We start from the raw sequence: 16,552 nt of genomic DNA on the forward strand, positions 1-16,552 counted from the left end.
TCAAGGAATTGTCGCAGGTGAGGTCGCCGAAAGCACGTCCACGACCGCGTGCTCCCCGTTGGTGATGCGGATCACCCGATATGGGCGGCCGAACACCGTGTGGGTGTCTTTCGAGAAGGAGATCGGTCCGGCAACCCCCGGGAAGTTCTTGAGGTTCTCCAGGAAGCCGGCGAGTGCCTGCCCGTCGGTGCCACCGGTCGCCTCGATCGCCGCGGCTATGGCCTTTGCGGCATCGGCTCCGCCGACGAATCCACCGGTGGTGGGTTTCGAACCCGCCGCATCCATCCGTGCGATCAGATCGGTCACCTCGGGAGAAGGATCATCACCGAACACGGACGCATACGTCACGTAGTAGAAGTTCGACAGGTCCTTCGGCACCCAGTACGCACCGTCGCACGCCCAGGAGCAGAGAATGGGCTTGTTGTCGGCCAGACTCCGGTCCGCGGTCACGAATCCGGGCAGATCGTTGAAACTGGTCGAGATCGCCACGACGTCGGCCTGGGTGTTGGCTACGGACGATGCCACGTTTCCGATGGTCCCGTCACCGTTGGTGAAGTTCTCCTCCAGAACGATCTCGCCGCCAAGCTCGACGAACCGCTGCTTGAACGCATCGACGACATTCTGGAAGTACACCAGCATGTTGTCGCGAACGATCACGGCCGTCTTCCATCCCTGACCGATGGCATACTCGGCCATCGCCGCGCCCTCGTCCTGAGCCTCGTTCCCGAAGCTGAATGCGAGATTCCCCGCCTCGCCGAAGCGCTTGGGTCCCATCTGGTCGGTTCCGATGCACGGCGCCACGGTCAGCAGACCGGCCTCGAGACCGACCTGGATCGCCGGAGTGGCGATGTCGACGTCGCACGTCACCCAGATCACGCTGGCGCCGTCCGCCACATCTCCTGTCGCGGCCGCCTTGTACTGCTCTGCCACGGCCTGAGTATCCGTTTGGACGAACTTGAACTGGCGGCCATCCACGCCACCCGCCGCATTCGTGTCATCGAAGATCAGCTTGCCCGCCAGGGCGGCCGGTGCATCGAACGGAGCCATGAAGCTCGTGAGGTCGATGGCGGCGCCGACCATGATCGGCTTTGCGGGAACGGTGGTCGTCGTAGCCTCCGTCGTGGCCGTCGTGGCCGTTGTCGTGGCCGTCGTGGCCGCTGTCGTGGCCGTCGTGGCCGCTGTCGTGGCGGTCGTGGTGGCTGTCGATCCGCCACTGCACGCAGCCGCCAACAACGCCATCGCCACCACCATGATTCCGATCAAACTCCGCATGCGCATTTGGCCTGCCTCCTCTCCGATGACCACGTCGGCCGGCCGTCCGGATGACTACTGGCCGAGTGGACTGTATCACAGGAATGATAACATTTCATCAAATATCAAACATAGTCCCAACTCGAGCGGGCTCAAATGGCCTCCCGGCGATGTGACCGGACCGTCGGCGGGCGGTCGCGATCCCGGAGGGCACTCCGACACCGCAGCCCCTCAGGCGAGCAGATCGCGATTGCGGCGCAGCGCATCGAGAAGACGGGCCACGTCCTCCTGCGAGTTGTAGCCATGACACGACACTCTCAGGTTGCCGTCCCGGGACGAGGTCACGATCCCCTCGGATCCCAGCCGGTCGACGAGCACGTCCACGTCCGCCGCCGCAATCGCGACCATCGGGCCTCTCGGCTTCGCCGAGCTCGGTGTGACGACGCGCGCCGCCATCTCCTCGACCCCGGCGATCAGCGCACTCGTCAATCCGGCGATATGCCGTTCGATGGTGGCCACGCCCACGTCGCGAATCATCTCGATGCCGGCCAGCCCCGCGTAGATCGCGGGAATCGGCGGCGTGCCGGTCTGGAAACGGCGAGCCGTCGTCGACGGGCTGTAGTCGCCGACATCCATGGCGAACACGTCCTCGTCGGCGAACCATCCGGTCGCCGTCGGAACGATCTCCTCGATGAGATCGCTGCGGCAGTAGAGGAAACCCAGACCCGCCGACCCGAGCAGGTACTTGAGCGCTCCCGTGACGAGGAAATCGACACCCAGGCGTTTCACGTCGATGTCCACGGCCCCGATGGCCTGATAGGAATCGAGCAGGACCGGCGCACCGGCTGCACGTGCGAGCGCGACGATGCCTTCGACGTCGCTCCTCGCCCCATTCCGGTAGCAGACGTGCGTCACGGCGACCAAGGCGGTCCGTTCGTCGATCACTCCGGCGAACGACTCCGGCCGGAGCACGCCGTCCTCCGCCGGGACGTGGACCACCTCGAGCCCGCGTCGTTCCTGCGCATGCATGATCTGACCGATCGTGGGGAACTCGAGATCCGTGGTGACGATGCGATTCCGTGCCGGATCGAGAGGGAAGCCGCCGATCAGGCTGCTCACCCCGGCCGACACCGACGTGGTCACCGCGATCTCGTCGGAGGTCGCTCCGATGAGTCGTGAGAACGCCGTTCGCACCGCCTCTTCCTGCTCGATCCAGTACTCCCAGGGAGATCCCTTCTCGTCCCAGTCCTGAAGAAACCGACGATACGCCTGTGCGGCGGCATCAGACTGGGCTCCTTGCGAGCACGAGTTGAAATACGTCTTGCGCGCCAGGATCGGAAACCGGGAACGCCATTCTGTCAACATCGGGTCGGACATCGCCCTTACTCCTTTGGCTTCATGCTCCGAGATACGCCTTCCGAAGCTCTTCATTGTCGAGGAGTTCGTCAGCCCTCCCCTGCAGTACGATGCTGCCCGTCGACAGCACATAACCTCGATCGGCGATCGAGAGTGCGATGTTCGCGTTCTGCTCGACGACGAGTATGCCGACGCCGGATCGGTGCACCTCGTCGATCAACCGAAAGCTCTGCTCCACGAGCACCGGGGCCAACCCCATCGACGGCTCATCCATCAACAGGAGCCGCGGGCGTGACATGAGGGCGCGACCCATCGCCAACATCTGTTGTTCGCCGCCCGACAGCGTCCCGGCGAGCTGCGAGCTGCGCTCGCGCAGCAGGGGGAACAACGCATACACCCTCTCCAGGTCCTCGCTGTGATCACCCCGCCGCAGATACGCCCCCATTTCGAGGTTCTCCAAGACGGTCATCGGCCCGAACACCCGCCGGTTCTCGGGCACGATCGCCATCCCGAGTTCGATGCGTCGACTCGTCGTCCACCGTGTCACATCACGGTTCTCGAAGCGCACGCTTCCCTTTCGGGCCGGGACCAGTCCGAGAATCGTCTTCAACGTCGTCGACTTGCCCGAGGCGTTTCCTCCCAGGAGGCACACGAGCTCGCCCGCCCCGACCCGCAGCGACACGCTCTGAAGGATATGGATCTCGCCGTAGTAGGTGTCGATCCCCTCCAATTCGAGAAGTGGCTCTTCACTCATCCGCATCCAAGCCCTTGCGGCCGAGGTAGGCCTCGATCACCCGTGGGTCGCCGGCCACCTCGAGAAATGTCCCCTCGACGAGCTTCTCACCATGATCGAGCGCGGCCACCCGGTCCGAGATCCCCTCGACCACATGCATGTCATGTTCGATGACCAGAATCGCGTGGCCACCTTCATCACGAAGCCGGCCGATGAGGTCGGTCATCTCATTGGTCTCCGCGGGATTCATGCCCGCCGCCGGCTCGTCGAGAAGGATCAGCTTCGGCTCGGTCATGAGCGCTCGGGCGATCTCGAGACGCCGCCGGTTCGCATACGAGAGGCTGTACGCGGGCTGCTCAAAGCGATAGCCGATCAGACGAGACCCGAAGAATGCCAGCTTCCGCTCGGCCTGTTCCCTGATCTCCTTCTCCTCCCTGCGGGCACCCGGCGTGCCCAGGGCGCTCGCCCACCATGGCGAACGGGTTCTCCCGAACGCACCCACCATCACGTTGTCCCTCACCGAGATGTTGAGAAACACGCGAAGCGACTGGAAGGTTCGGGCGATGCCGGCATCGGCAATCACATGCGGCTCGAGCCCGACGATGCTCTCCCCGTCGAGAAGGATCTCGCCTTCATCCGGGCGGTACACGCCGGTGATGAGGTTGAACATCGTCGTCTTGCCCGCGCCGTTCGGCCCGATGACGCTGACGATCTCGCCCGGCATGACCATGAGATCGAGATGCTTGATCGCGGCCAGTCCGCCAAACCCCTTCGAGACATCCCGGAGCTCGAGCATCGGACCCATCAGACGATCTCCACGCGCGGTTTTCCCAGGAGTCCTTGCGGCCTGATCGCCATCATGACGACGAGCAGGACCCCGAAGATCAGCTGGCGTGTGATGCTCGGCTCGGTGACGAGCCGGTTCTCCCACACGAACACGGCGAGATACACCACGGGGATCAAGAGCGCCGTTCGCCACGGTTCGATCGCGATCACCGCGGTGAGCACCAGGATCACGAGGAGCACGAACGCCAGATTCGCCACCCAGAGTTTCGTCGGTGCCAGCTGCACCAGCCACCGACCGAAGAGACGGCCGATCCCGCTTCCGTCCTGTGGGCCCGCGATGACCTCGGGCCACCAGGTCGCCGTCATGAGGCGCACGCCGAGGCCGAGGGCCAACGTCCCCACTCCGACCACCACCAGTCGCCGGCGTGGACGCAGCCAGATGAGGCCGCCTGCCAGCAGCGCCCCGTAGAAGAGCACCCTCCCACCGCCCGGGATCCGCAGGATCTCGGGGATCGCGCCGATGACCACGGCGCCAAACACCGCGCCGGCGATACTTCCCGACCCGCCGAGTATCAATGCCGCGTAGACGACGATCAGCAACGTGACCGTGAAGTTCTGGGGGAACACGCCGGTCTGCACCGCGGCGAAGACCGTTCCTGTCAGCCCCGCCACGGCGGCGCCGATCGCGTACGCCATGACCTTCATCCGTGCGACCGGCACCGTCATGTGCTCTGCCGCCAGAGGATCCTCACGTATGGCCATCCACGCGCGCCCGGTGCGGCTGTGTTCGAGACGGACGAGGCCCGAGATCATCACGATGATCAGGCCGAGGAGAAGATAGTAATAGTCGCTCACACGTTGAAAATGGAGTCCCAGAATGCTCATCGGATCGACACCGGCGATACCGTTCGGTCCGCCGGTGATCGACAGTGTTCGGTCGATGAAGGGAAGCCGCAGCCGATCGAGGTTGAGGGTCAGCTCGACGAACACCTGCAGGAAGAACAGCGTCAAGATGGCGAGATAGTCGCCGGAGAGCCGCCGCGTCGGAAGACCGAGAAGATACCCGATGACGCCCATGGCGATCACCACGATCCCGATCACCGCCAACGTCGGCAGATGAATACCAAACTGGTCCGAGGCAAGAAAGGCGTATCCGTACGCACCCATCCCGTAGTACGCGACATACCCCAGATCGAGCAATCCGGTCCACCCGACGACGATGTTGAGGCCCAGGGCCAGCAGCATCAACAACAAGACGTTGACACCGACCCGCACGAGGAACTCGGACCGGAGCAGCAAGGGATATGCCACGGCGACGGCCCCGACCACCAGGGGAACCCACCGACGACCCGAGCCGCCGATGCGCCGGCGGAAGAGACCGAGACCTCCGGAATCCTCGTCGCGCCGGGCCTCGACCGAGTCCACCCACTCGTCGCGGCCTATGCCCGGCATGATCACACCTTCACGATCTCGGATCGGCCGAAGAACCCGACCGGTCGCACCAGAAGGAAGATGATCAGGAGACCGAATACGATGAGGTTCTGGAACGTCGAGGAGATGTACCCGGCGGTGAACGACTCCGCCATCCCGATCAGGAGACCCCCCAACATCGCTCCGGGGATCGACCCGATTCCACCGATCACCGCGGCGGTGAATCCCTTGAGGCCGGCCACGAAGCCCATGAAGTGGAACACCCGGTTGTACACCAGTCCCATCATGACGCCCGCGGCACCCGCAAGGGCCGAACCGATGAGGAACGTCGCCACGACGACCCGATCGACGTCGACCCCCATCATGGCGGCGGCCTCCATGTCGAACGACGTCGCACGCATCGCCCGTCCAAGTCGCGTTCTGTTGACGAGAAGCTGCAGTGCCACCATCAGCACGACGGCCGAGACGATCACAATGATGCGAACGAGCGACACGTGCACGGGTCCGATCTGGATCCCGGTCCTCACATCGATCATCGACGGAGTGTTGTAGGAGCGGAACTGCGCCCCGAAGAGCAGCAGGGCGACGCTTTCGAGGAAGAACGACACGCCGATGGCGCTGATCAGTGGAGCGATGCGCGGAGCCCGGCGCAGCGGTCGATAGGCGAACCGCTCGATGGCCACGCCGAGAACTCCTGCAAAGACCATCGCCACCACGAACATGAAGATGACCAGCAACACGACCGGAATGGTGGGAGCCTTCGGGCCACCGAACGTGATCAGCACGCCGTAGCCGGCAAAGGCCCCCATCATGTAGATGTCACCGTGTGCGAAGTTCAACAACTTCAGGATGCCGTAGACCATGGAGTACCCCAGGGCGATCAGCGCATACACACTGCCCAACGTCAAGCCGTTGACGAAGAGCACCAAGAAGAACTCCATGGTCTTGGCGTCGTTCAGCCGGCAACCAGGGTGTACGCCCCACCCTTGATCTGGAAGATGAAGAACTTCGCTCCCTCGAGATCACCGTTGCTCGTGAACTTGATGGGCTGTCCGAGAATCGACGTAGACAGGTCGGTCGCGCCGATCGCGGCAACCACCGCTCCTCGACTCAACGCGGTCCCGGAATCGCACACGCTCTTCATCGCGGTCATGACGACATTGGCGGCAGCGAAGGTGGGGGGACCGAACGTCCCGAACTCGCCGTACTGCTTCCCATAGTCGTCGACCAGTGCTGCATCGGCCGAGATGTTCTTGATATCTGGAGCGAACGCCGAGACGTATGCCCCTTCGATCGTGAAGTCCTGCGGAGAGAACAACCCGTCCGATCCGAAGATGATCGCCTTCTTCCCTTGGGCTTGCATCTGCTGGCCGAAGAGTTCCGCATTCGCCGCAATCTGCCAGGGAAGGAACACAACATCCGTGTCGGCCGAGATCTTCGCCACGAGAGACGAGTAGTCGGTCTGGTCCCGACTCACCGAGTCGCGGGCGACGGTCACGTTCGCGGCATCGAGGGCCGCTGCAACCGCATCCGCGAGGCCGGTGGAGTACGAAGTCTGATCGTCGATGATGAAGACCTTCTTCGCTCCGAGCTGCGACATCATGAAGTTGGCATCCGTCGGCCCCTGAACGTCGTCACGCGGAACCACCCTGAAGAATGTGGGATAGGTGCCGTCGGTCAGGTCCGTCCTCGTCGCCGACATCGATACGAAGGCGAGATCGGCCTTTGTGAACAGGGGTCCGATCGCCTGCACGCTCTGGCTGCCGGCCGGTCCGACCACTCCCATGACATCCGCCGACGAGACGAACTGCTGGGCCACCGTCGAGGCCTGGGCCGGATCCAACTGTGTGTCACCCTCGACGATCTCGAACTCCGTGCCGTTGGCGGTATTGAACCGGTCCACTGCGAACTTCGCCCAGTTCAGCTGCTCGACCCCGATCGAAGCCGCAGGCCCGGTGATCGGCGCCATCACACCTATCTTGGCGACACATGCCGTGGCCATCGTCGTTGTCGTCCCTGCGGTCGTCACGGTGGATGCGGGGGCCGCCGTCGTCGTGGGGGCCGCCGTCGTCGTGGTCGTCGCCGTCGTCGTGGTCGTCGTGCCGCCTGTGCTACAGGCCGCTGCAACGAGCGCGAGCACAGCGATGAATCCGAGTATCCGTTTGTTCATGCCCAACCTCTCCTTCCGTACTCCTGACGCACCATTCGATGCGCCGCATCCGTGGATCGCCGATTCGATGGATGGAGCACATCCGTGGTGATCCGCGCCGGCAACCAGGTACCGAATTACGCGGACCAAGTTTGAGCAAGTATCATAGTATCATATCGTTCTTACGACCGAGGGCAGAACGACCGAGGACAGAAGGGCAGGGCAGCATCGTGTCGGTACCGTTTCGAGTAGGAGTGATGCAGCTCACGATGGAGCCACTCGAGGAGATCCTCGATCATGCCCGAGCCGCCGACGCCGCCGGCATCGACACCCTCTGGCTCGCCGAGGCCTATCCCTGGTGGCGCAAGCACGGCATGGAAGCCCGGTCCTCCACCGCTCTCTCCCCCGTCATCGCCCGCGAGACCTCGAAGATCGCCATCGGATGGGGCATCATCTCCCCCTATACGCGCCACCCACTCCAGATCGCGATGGAGGCGCGCGTCGTCCAGGAGGCGGCGGGGCCCGGCCGGTTCCTCCTCGGCCTGGGAGCATCGAAGATCTTCATGAAGGAGGTGGCCTCCGGCGGTCGCACCGCTGCACGGCCACTCGCGGCCATCCGAGAAAGCATCGAGATCATCCGGGCCACGCTGTCCGGCAGCGCCCTCGAGTTCGACGGAACGGCGTTTTCGGCCCACATTCCCGCCCTGGCACCCGAAGCGGACGCGCCCGTGTGGCCGGTACCGATGTACATCGCCGCCACCGGACCGAAGATGCTCGACATGGCCGGTGAGATCGCCGACGGGGTGCTGACCGCCAGTATCACCACTCCCGAATTCGTCCGATACGCCAAGGAGAAGGCTCGCATCGGTGCGCTCCGGGCCGGTCGCGACATCGACGACATCGACATCGGGTGCACCATCGTGGCAAGCATCGACGAGGATCGGGATCGAGGTCGTGACGGTGCGCGCGAGATCGCGGGGATGTATCTTGCCAACAAGGTACAGAACATTCGCGGGTCCGCCGATGTCCTCCTCGAGAAGGCCGGGCTGACCTTCGACGAGATTCGCCCGGTCGCGGCCGCGATGGAACGCGGGGGGCGTCTGGCTGCGAAAGAAGAGGTCACCGACGAGATTCTCGACAAGGTCCATCCCATTGCCGGCACACCGCAAGACTGTGTCGCCGCCATCGAGGAGTACCGGGCGGCAGGTTGCACCCACATCATGCTGGAACTCTGGGGTGCCGACCGTGTGCGCCAACTCGAGCTGTTCGGATCAGACGTGCTACCCAAGGTAAGGGCAGTCGAATGATCCCGGCCGACGCGATCCGCCTCGTCGGTGAGGCGGTGGACCGAGACCGACTCGTCGAAACGGCCATGGAACTCGTTGCCATTCCCAGCCCGACCGGCCGGGAAGAGGAGGCAGCCGCCTACCTCTGCACCGTCTTCTCCGATCTCGGGCTCACCACGATCCAACAGCGAATCGAGCCCGGGCGCGCGAACGCGGTCGGCCGGCTCGCCGGGGCGGGCGTCGGGCGATCGCTCATGTTCAACGGACACCTCGACACGTCCTATTCGGGGGACGAACCGTGGTTGAAAGGCCCAGGTTTCAAGCCGGATCCGATCATCCGAGACGACGCCATCCTCGGGCTCGGGATCATGAACATGAAAGGTTCGGTCGCATGCTACGTCGAAGCCGTCCGTGCGATCCTCGACGCCGGCATCCGACTCGAGGGCGATGTCATCGTCGCCGGCGTCGCCGGAGAGATCGAAAAGGCGGAATGGAGCGATGCCTTCAAGGGTGCCGAATACCGCGGGTACGGAGTCGGGACGCGCCACCTGGTGACCCACGGCGTCCTCGCCGATGCCTGCGTGCTCGGCGAGCCGACCGAGGAGAAGGTCGTCCTCGGGCATTTCGGAACGATGTGGGTTCGCATCTCGACGCAAGGACCCTTCTTCCACTCCGCCTACAGCCAAGGCCGAATCCGCGAGAACTCGATCATCCGGATGCAGAGCGTCCTGGATGACATCACCGCGTGGATCCCCTCCTGGGAGAAACGATCCACCTTCCACGGTGTCCCGGGTGTCGTCAACATCGGAGCGATCCGAGGAGGGTTCCCGTGGCGCGTCAGTCGAACTCCACACCAGACGGATCTGTTCCTCGATGTCCGTGTCCCACCGACCATGCCGATGAAGGCTGCGGAGGCGGCGATCCGCGAGCTCGTACACGACCTCGATGAACGCCACCCGGAGTCGGGCATCGGGATGGAGGTCTACGTGACCGCCTGTGGAGCCGAGATCGATGCGGACCACCCCATCGTGGCGGCCATCGACCAGGCGCATCGAACGGCCTTCGGGAACGCTCCCGAGTACGGCTACGTGCGCTGGGCGTCCGACGCCTCCACGCTGCAGCGATACGACGTGCCGGCCGTGAACTACGGTCCGATCTCGTCGGCCCTTCCAGGGCCCGAAGGCGAGAGCGTTCCGATCGAGTCTCTCGTCAACATCGCGAAATCGTATGCAATGACAGCCGTCTCCTTCTGTGGGGTGAAAGCATGAAACTGATCACGTTCGACGACCCGACCGGTACACGACACCCCGGTCTCATTCGCGACGATCGTGCAGTCGCCATCGATGCGCCCGACATGCGAAGCGTGTTCGAGAACGGCAACGCCCAGGGAGATGCGGCGAACAGCCGAGGCCCGTCCTGGCCGCTCGCCGATGTCACACTCCGGGCGCCGATCATCCCGAAGAAGTTCTTCCACACCGCCGGGAACTTTCGGGAGCACGAGGACGAGTCGAAGCGAGTCGGCTGGTCGCACGAGATCGCCCCATGGATCGTGTTCTTTCAGAATGTCGATGCCATCATCGGGCCGGACGAACCGATCATCTACCCCTCCCACCTCACCTCGGAGCTCGACTACGAGTTGGAGCTCGCGATCGTCATCAAGAAGGCAGGCAAGCACTTCGGCCCCGAGGAGGCCGAGGACTACATCGGCGGCTACCTGATCTTCAACGATGTCACGGCTCGTGACATCCAGCGAGTCGAGATGAAATCGGGTGTCTTCAGCTTCTGCAAGGCGATCGACACGTTCTGCCCGATCGGTCCGTGGATCGTGACGCCGGACGAGCTCGGAGACCCGCGCCAACTGGACATGCTGCTTCGCGTCAACGGAGAGACACGGCAGAAGTCACACTCCTCCAACATGACGGTCACGATCCCCCAGATCATCGCCCACTACTCCCCGCTCGGATACAGCCCCGGCGACATCGTCTCGACCGGGACGGTGGCAGGCGTCGCCGCGTTCCGAGCCGATGCAGAGGACTTCTACCTGCAACCGGGTGATCAGGTCGAATGCGAGATCGAGAACATCGGGATTCTCGCGAACCCGATCATCTCGTGGGAACAGGCGTACGGAACCCCACCGCCGGCGACCAGGAGGCCAGGACCGTGACCTATCCGATCGACACCACGAAACTCGACCGGGTTCGGGCGTTGATGGCCGGCGACGGTCTGGATGCGCTCGTCGTTCGAGCTCCCGACAACGTCTGCTACCTGACCAATTACTGGCCGATGAAGGGCTATGCCATGGCGGTCTTCCCTCGCGAGGGCGACCCGATCCTCATGGTCCTCGTACCCCAGGAGGAGGAAGCCCACGAGATGGCATGGACCTCCGACATCCACCTCTTCAACGGGTACGATCCCACAGATCCGCGACCACCGGCCGCCCGCTCACTCGACCGAACCCTGGAAGTCCTCCGTGAACGGGGCCTCACGGGGCGAATCGGGATCGAACGGTCCCAACTCTCCCAGGGCGCGGATCGGATGGCTGGAGAACCGACCGTGTTCACCGAGGCATACTTCCGTGCCTTCGACGGCGTCGCCGAGGAGGTCGTCGATGCCGTCCCACTCCTCACTCGCGCCCGGCTGATCAAGACCCCCCAGGAGATCGAGCGGATGGGCATCGCCAATGAGCTTGCCGCCCTCGCCCTGGAACATTGCCGGGAGCGCATCCGCGTCGGAATGAGCACCGCCGAACTCGGCGCCCTCTGGGAAGGTCACGTCCACGAGGTGGGCGTCGGGTATGACGACAAGGTGCTCATGGCCCGCGGCTTCTCGCTCGTCTGGTCCGGAGACGGGATCCGCACCTTCACGCCGACCAAGGGGGAGCCTGTCGTCTCCGACGAGCCCACGCTCTTCGAGATCTGGGTCTGTGCCGACGGATACTGGAACGACCTCACGAAGAATCTGCTCGTGGGTACCCTCACTCCCCGCTATGACCGACTCCTCGACGACCTCCTGGCCGTCTTCCGGCGCGCGATCGAGTACGCGAGACCGGGCGTCCCCCTGGCCGGACTCGACCGGATCATTCGGGAAGGCATCGTCGAGGCAGGGTACGATTCGCCCTCTCACCCGGTCTCGCACGGTGTCGGTACCCGAGCACACGAGGCACCATGGCCCCACCAGGCGGGTGAAGGCATGATCGAGGAGGGAATGGTGCTCGCCATCGAACCCGGGACATACTTCCCAGGAGGCGGCGGGCTCCGCCTCGAAGACAACTTCCTCATCACCGCCGACGGTGCCAGAAAACTCTGCCGGTACGAGGACGACTTCCGATGATCGACCGATCCCGAGTCTGGACCGGCACACTCAACGAGAAAGCCATCGATCGTCCTCTCGGTCATGTCGGTATCTACGACACGAGCCTGCGCGACGGCGAGCAGGCCGTCGGGTGCGTCCTCGGCGCCGAACTGAAACTCGAGATCGCCCGTGCACTCGACACACTGGGCGTCGACCGGATCGAGGCCGGCTTCCCGAGAGTGACGCCCGAGGATGCCCGCGCCTACGAGCTCATCATGGCCGATGGCCTCGACGCCGAGATCTGGGGATTCTCCCGTGCGGTCCCCGCCGACGTGGAGCAGCTCACCGAACTCGGCGTCGGTTCTGCGGTCATCGAGGCGCCGGTCAGCGACGGCAAGCTCGCCGCCTACGGCCTCGACCGGGCGAAGGTGACCGAACGGGTCGTTCGGGCGGTCGAATATGCCACCGGGCACGGCGTCACGGTATGTTTCTTCGGAGTCGACGGCTCCCGCGCCGATCCGGTCTTCATGGAACGTATCTATCGGGCGGCGGTGGACGCGGGTGCGGCCGAGGTCGCCATGGTCGACACCCTCGGCGTCGCATCCCCGGAAGCGGTCACACTGCTCGTCGAACGGTGCCGCGCGTGGGTGGGCCCCGACATCCCGATCCACTGGCACGGCCACAACGACTTCGCCCTCGCCGTCGCGGGCTCTCTCGCGGCCGTCCGGGCCGGCGCCTCCTGGGTGCAAGGGTCGATCAACGGAATGGGGGAACGAGCGGGCAACACCGACCTCGGAGAGTTCGCGCTCGCCCTCGAAGCACTCTACGGCGGTTCCACACGACTGCGATTCGAGCGGATGACCGCCGTCGCCGGTCTCATCCAGGAACTCTCCGGCTACGACCTCGCACCGTGGAAGGCGGTCACCGGAAAGAACCTCTTCGTGCGGGAGTCGGGAGCCGTCGCCATGCAGTTTCACGAGCCGGCCGCCGTGGAACCGTACTCCTGCGAACTCGTCGGAGCCGAACGCGGGATCGTCCTCGGCAAGAAGAGTGGAATCGTGAGCATCCGCATCAAAGCCGTCGAGCTCGGCATCGACCTCCCCGACGAACTCGAAGCCGCAGTGCTCGCGGACGTCAAGGCCCTCGGATCGGCCAAACGAGACCTCGTGACCGACGCCGAGTTCCGACATATCGTCGCCCACCGCCAAGAGCAGGGGTGAGCCGATGACCTTGGCGAGGATCTGTGTCGTCGGGGCAGGGACGATCGGCTCGCTCTGTGCCGGCCATCTGGCTCGCGTCGCCGATGTCTCGATCCTCGTGCGGCGCCCGGAGCAGGCCCGAGCACTCAACGGCGCGGGGCTCCGTATCTCCGGCAAGTCGGACTTCACGGTACGCGTGCACGCCACGACCGATCCCGCCACCCTTCCCGAGTTCGACCTTGCCATCGTCGCCACGAAGGCTCCACACGTCGCAACCGCCGTGTCTTCTCTCACCGGACACTCTCCCGATGCCACCGTCATGTCGATACAGAACGGTCTCGGCGTGGAAGAGGTCATCCGTCGCCACGGCCCGTGGCGGCTCATCTCGGCGGTGACCTTCATGAGCGGTACTCGACGTGACGATCGCCACGTCGAGTACGAACTGGACACCGCCACGTGGATGGGGCCCTACGCCGGCACGTCCACACCGCTCCCCGACGTCGAGGACGTCGGGCGTCTGTTCCAGGAAGCCGGGCTCCGTGTCGAAGTGCTCGCCGACCTGCGCCCCGCCCAGTGGTCCAAGCTGATCTTCAATTCCGCAGTCAACGGTGTGGCGGCCGTCACCGACCTCCCGCATGTGGCCCTGTTCGCACGGCGCGATCGTGAGAGCGACCTCGGACATCTCGTCCACGACCTCATGGAGGAAGGCCTACAGGTGGCAGCGGCGCAAGGCCTGACCCTCTGGGAAGACCCGTGGAAGATGAATGTCGAAGCCGTCAGCCGCGGGAGCACACTCGCCGAGGACTACGCACACGTCCCGTCGATGCTTGCCGACGTCCGGGCCGGGCGCCGCACCGAGGCAGACTTCATCCAGGGCTCACTTGTGCGGGAGGCGGCCCTGGCCGGCGTGGCGGTGCCGTTGACCACCGCTCTGTACCGGCTCGTGAAGGCACGCGACCGCTCGTTCGACGACTGAGGAAGGATCGATGTGAAGATCGGGATCATTGGATGTGGCGCAGTCGGAAGCCTGTTCGCCGCACATCTTGCCGCACTCGACGACGTCGAAGTCTGGATCTTCGACGTCTGGCGGGAGCACGTGGAAGCGATCGAGCGCGACGGCTTGCGGCTGACCGGAATCGGAGAGCTTCACACGCGACCACGAGCCACGGCCGACGCGAACAGGCTTCCCGCACTCGACTTCGGCATCGTGGCCACCAAGGGCCTCTACACCCGCGACGCCATCGCCGCATCTGCCCACGCGTTCGCCGATGCCGCCGTCTGCTCGGTGCAGAACGGCGTCGGCAATGAGGAAGTCATCGCCGAGTACGTGCCGCGCGTGATCCGGGGGACGACGTTCCCGGCGGGACGCGTCACCGCCCCGGGTCTCGTGCAGTGGGATGCGGCAGGAAAGACCTGGATCGGCCCCTTCGAGCCGAAACCGGCGTCCATGGAGGATGTCACCCGACTGGCCGAAACGCTGACACGCTCCGGCATGGAGACCGAGGCACTTGCGGATGCTCGCGGAGCACAGTGGACGAAACTCATCTTCAACGCGGCATCGAACGCCCTGTGCTCCTTGACGCACCTCCCCCACGGCCGGGCCGCCCTGCACCCCGACGTTCGCTGGGTGATGGACGCGGTCATCGCCGAGGGCAAGACGGTCGCCGACGCACTCGGCATCACGATGGAGAAGGATCCCGCGGATCTGCTCGAGGAGAGCATCGCCGTCGCACTCGATCACAAGCCGAGCATGCTCCAGGACGTCTCCTCACGGCGCCGCACCGAGATCGATCAGCTCAACGGAGGGATCTGCCGCTTCGGTGACGAGGTCGGGATCGCGACACCGTTCAACCGCACCGCCTGGTATCTCGTCCGAGGTCTCGAAGCCTCGTGGCAACTGGAGGAGACATGACGACGCCCACACCCAGCCGTGCCGAGATCGACCGCCGCCACCGCGTGATCCGTGATGCGCTCGCCCGCGACGATCTCGACGCCCTCGTCGTCGCCGGCTCCGAGTACACCGGCTTCGAGGGGGCAATCCGATGGGTCTCGGGATTTCGGATGGTGCACCGCTATGCGTATGCGGTGGTGCCGCGAGACGGAGATCCGATCGCCGTGTTCCCCACCGAGGCCAGATGGGTGGGCAGGCATGCGGAGTGTTGGCTCGACGAACAGGTCTTCGCGGACATACCCGGTTTGTGGATCCGCCAACTCGCACAGGCACGGGGATGGCGCCGTATCGGCGTGTACGGTGTCAACTTCATCATGCCGGTACGTGACCACGTCGCGCTCACGGCGGGAAACGTCGAGATCGTCGACTACGACGTCGAGTTCGATCTCATCCGTGCGGTCAAGAGCGAGGAGGAGCTCACGTTCGTCCGCTCGAGCTTCGATCTCAACGAGCAAGGATTCTGGGAGGTTCTCGACGCCTACGAACCCGGGAAGACGGAAGCGGAGATCATGGCCCCCGCCGAGGCGTTCTTCGTCGCTCACGGCACCACCCGCACGACGATGAACATGGTCCTTTCGGGCAGGCACGGCACGGCCGGCCCGGAGTTCAAACACCCCGATCCGTCGCGTCCCGTTGCGGCCGACGACCTCCTCCTCTACTCGATCGAGATCGCCGGCCCATCCGGATACTGGGCCGAGTTCGCCCGCCCGATCTGCGCCGGCGGCCTCGCCTCCCCCACGATCGAGATCATGGCCGCATATCAGGACTGTTTCGAGCGGGCCCGCACGACCCTGCGCGCCGGCAACACCGCCCACGACGTCCACACCGCCGTCTTCGGGGCCTTCGCGGGTCTCGACGTCAAGGCGGGCCACGTGACCGGGCATTCGATCGACATGATCATGGTGGCGCATCCGCGCATCGGAGTCGGTGTCGAGACCGTGCTCGAGGAGAACATGATCATCTCCATCCACCCCCACATCGTGACGAACGACGAGCGCCATTGCCTCTACGTGCAAGAGACGTTCCGGGTCACCGCGTCGGGCGGGAAGCAGCTCTCGGGGGTTCCCATCGTGAGCTTCGACGGATCCGAACGAAGGAAGGCGCCGTGACACGCGAAAC

Annotated in this window: 15 protein-coding genes; 8 read left to right on the plus strand and 7 right to left on the minus strand. The window is 64.5% G+C overall.

Going from position 1 to position 16,552, the window contains the following annotated elements:
• From GXP34_14315 to GXP34_14345, 7 genes are all read right to left on the minus strand, one after another.
• Window positions 1-1,278, minus strand: a complete 1,278-nt coding sequence (locus tag GXP34_14315; GenBank protein ID NOY57141.1) for an amino acid ABC transporter substrate-binding protein — start codon at window positions 1,276-1,278, stop codon at window positions 1-3.
• Between the two features lie 204 nt (window positions 1,279-1,482).
• Complete coding sequence (locus GXP34_14320; protein NOY57142.1) at window positions 1,483-2,628, minus strand: aminotransferase class V-fold PLP-dependent enzyme; 1,146 nt, start codon at window positions 2,626-2,628, stop codon at window positions 1,483-1,485.
• 19 nt (window positions 2,629-2,647) lie between these two features.
• On the minus strand, window positions 2,648-3,361 hold the full coding sequence (locus GXP34_14325) for an ABC transporter ATP-binding protein (protein NOY57143.1): 714 nt from the start codon (window positions 3,359-3,361) through the stop codon (window positions 2,648-2,650).
• Window positions 3,354-4,145 (minus strand): ABC transporter ATP-binding protein, encoded by a 792-nt coding sequence (locus GXP34_14330; protein NOY57144.1) that lies wholly within the window; start codon window positions 4,143-4,145, stop codon window positions 3,354-3,356. The genes GXP34_14325 and GXP34_14330 overlap by 8 nt, the downstream gene beginning before the upstream one ends.
• Window positions 4,145-5,578, minus strand: coding sequence for a branched-chain amino acid ABC transporter permease (locus GXP34_14335; GenBank protein NOY57145.1), 1,434 nt, complete (start codon window positions 5,576-5,578; stop codon window positions 4,145-4,147). Before GXP34_14335 ends, GXP34_14330 begins: the two co-directional genes overlap by 1 nt.
• Window positions 5,579-5,580: 2 nt before the next feature.
• Window positions 5,581-6,498 carry a branched-chain amino acid ABC transporter permease gene (locus GXP34_14340; protein ID NOY57146.1) on the minus strand — a complete coding sequence of 306 codons (918 nt, stop codon included), beginning with the start codon at window positions 6,496-6,498 and terminating at the stop codon, window positions 5,581-5,583.
• A gap of 14 nt (window positions 6,499-6,512) precedes the next feature.
• Entirely contained in the window at window positions 6,513-7,727 is a 1,215-nt protein-coding gene (locus GXP34_14345; protein NOY57147.1) for an ABC transporter substrate-binding protein, read from the minus strand.
• A gap of 236 nt (window positions 7,728-7,963) precedes the next feature.
• Between GXP34_14345 and GXP34_14350 the strand changes: the two genes are divergently transcribed.
• The 8 genes from GXP34_14350 (at window position 7,964) to GXP34_14385 (ending at window position 16,542) form a co-directional block, all read left to right on the plus strand.
• On the plus strand, window positions 7,964-9,013 hold the full coding sequence (locus GXP34_14350) for an LLM class flavin-dependent oxidoreductase (GenBank protein ID NOY57148.1): 1,050 nt from the start codon (window positions 7,964-7,966) through the stop codon (window positions 9,011-9,013).
• Window positions 9,010-10,260, plus strand: a complete 1,251-nt coding sequence (locus tag GXP34_14355; protein NOY57149.1) for a M20/M25/M40 family metallo-hydrolase — start codon at window positions 9,010-9,012, stop codon at window positions 10,258-10,260. Before GXP34_14350 ends, GXP34_14355 begins: the two co-directional genes overlap by 4 nt.
• 86 nt (window positions 10,261-10,346) lie before the next feature.
• Window positions 10,347-11,156 carry a fumarylacetoacetate hydrolase family protein gene (locus GXP34_14360; protein ID NOY57150.1) on the plus strand — a complete coding sequence of 270 codons (810 nt, stop codon included), beginning with the start codon at window positions 10,347-10,349 and terminating at the stop codon, window positions 11,154-11,156.
• Window positions 11,153-12,322 carry an aminopeptidase P family protein gene (locus tag GXP34_14365; GenBank protein NOY57151.1) on the plus strand — a complete coding sequence of 390 codons (1,170 nt, stop codon included), beginning with the start codon at window positions 11,153-11,155 and terminating at the stop codon, window positions 12,320-12,322. The genes GXP34_14360 and GXP34_14365 overlap by 4 nt, the downstream gene beginning before the upstream one ends.
• Window positions 12,319-13,503 carry a homoaconitate hydratase gene (aksA, locus tag GXP34_14370; protein NOY57152.1) on the plus strand — a complete coding sequence of 395 codons (1,185 nt, stop codon included), beginning with the start codon at window positions 12,319-12,321 and terminating at the stop codon, window positions 13,501-13,503. The genes GXP34_14365 and aksA overlap by 4 nt, the downstream gene beginning before the upstream one ends.
• A 4-nt stretch (window positions 13,504-13,507) precedes the next feature.
• Window positions 13,508-14,458 carry a 2-dehydropantoate 2-reductase gene (locus GXP34_14375; protein NOY57153.1) on the plus strand — a complete coding sequence of 317 codons (951 nt, stop codon included), beginning with the start codon at window positions 13,508-13,510 and terminating at the stop codon, window positions 14,456-14,458.
• Window positions 14,459-14,470: 12 nt separating this feature from the next.
• Window positions 14,471-15,394: a 2-dehydropantoate 2-reductase gene (locus tag GXP34_14380; protein NOY57154.1), complete on the plus strand. Its 924-nt coding sequence runs from the start codon at window positions 14,471-14,473 to the stop codon at window positions 15,392-15,394.
• Window positions 15,391-16,542: an aminopeptidase P family protein gene (locus tag GXP34_14385; GenBank protein ID NOY57155.1), complete on the plus strand. Its 1,152-nt coding sequence runs from the start codon at window positions 15,391-15,393 to the stop codon at window positions 16,540-16,542. The genes GXP34_14380 and GXP34_14385 overlap by 4 nt, the downstream gene beginning before the upstream one ends.
• Window positions 16,543-16,552 lie beyond the last annotated feature (10 nt).

This window comes from Actinomycetota bacterium (assembly GCA_013152275.1).
In the GTDB taxonomy this organism is placed as follows: Bacteria; Actinomycetota; Acidimicrobiia; order Spongiisociales; family UBA4744; genus BMS3Bbin01.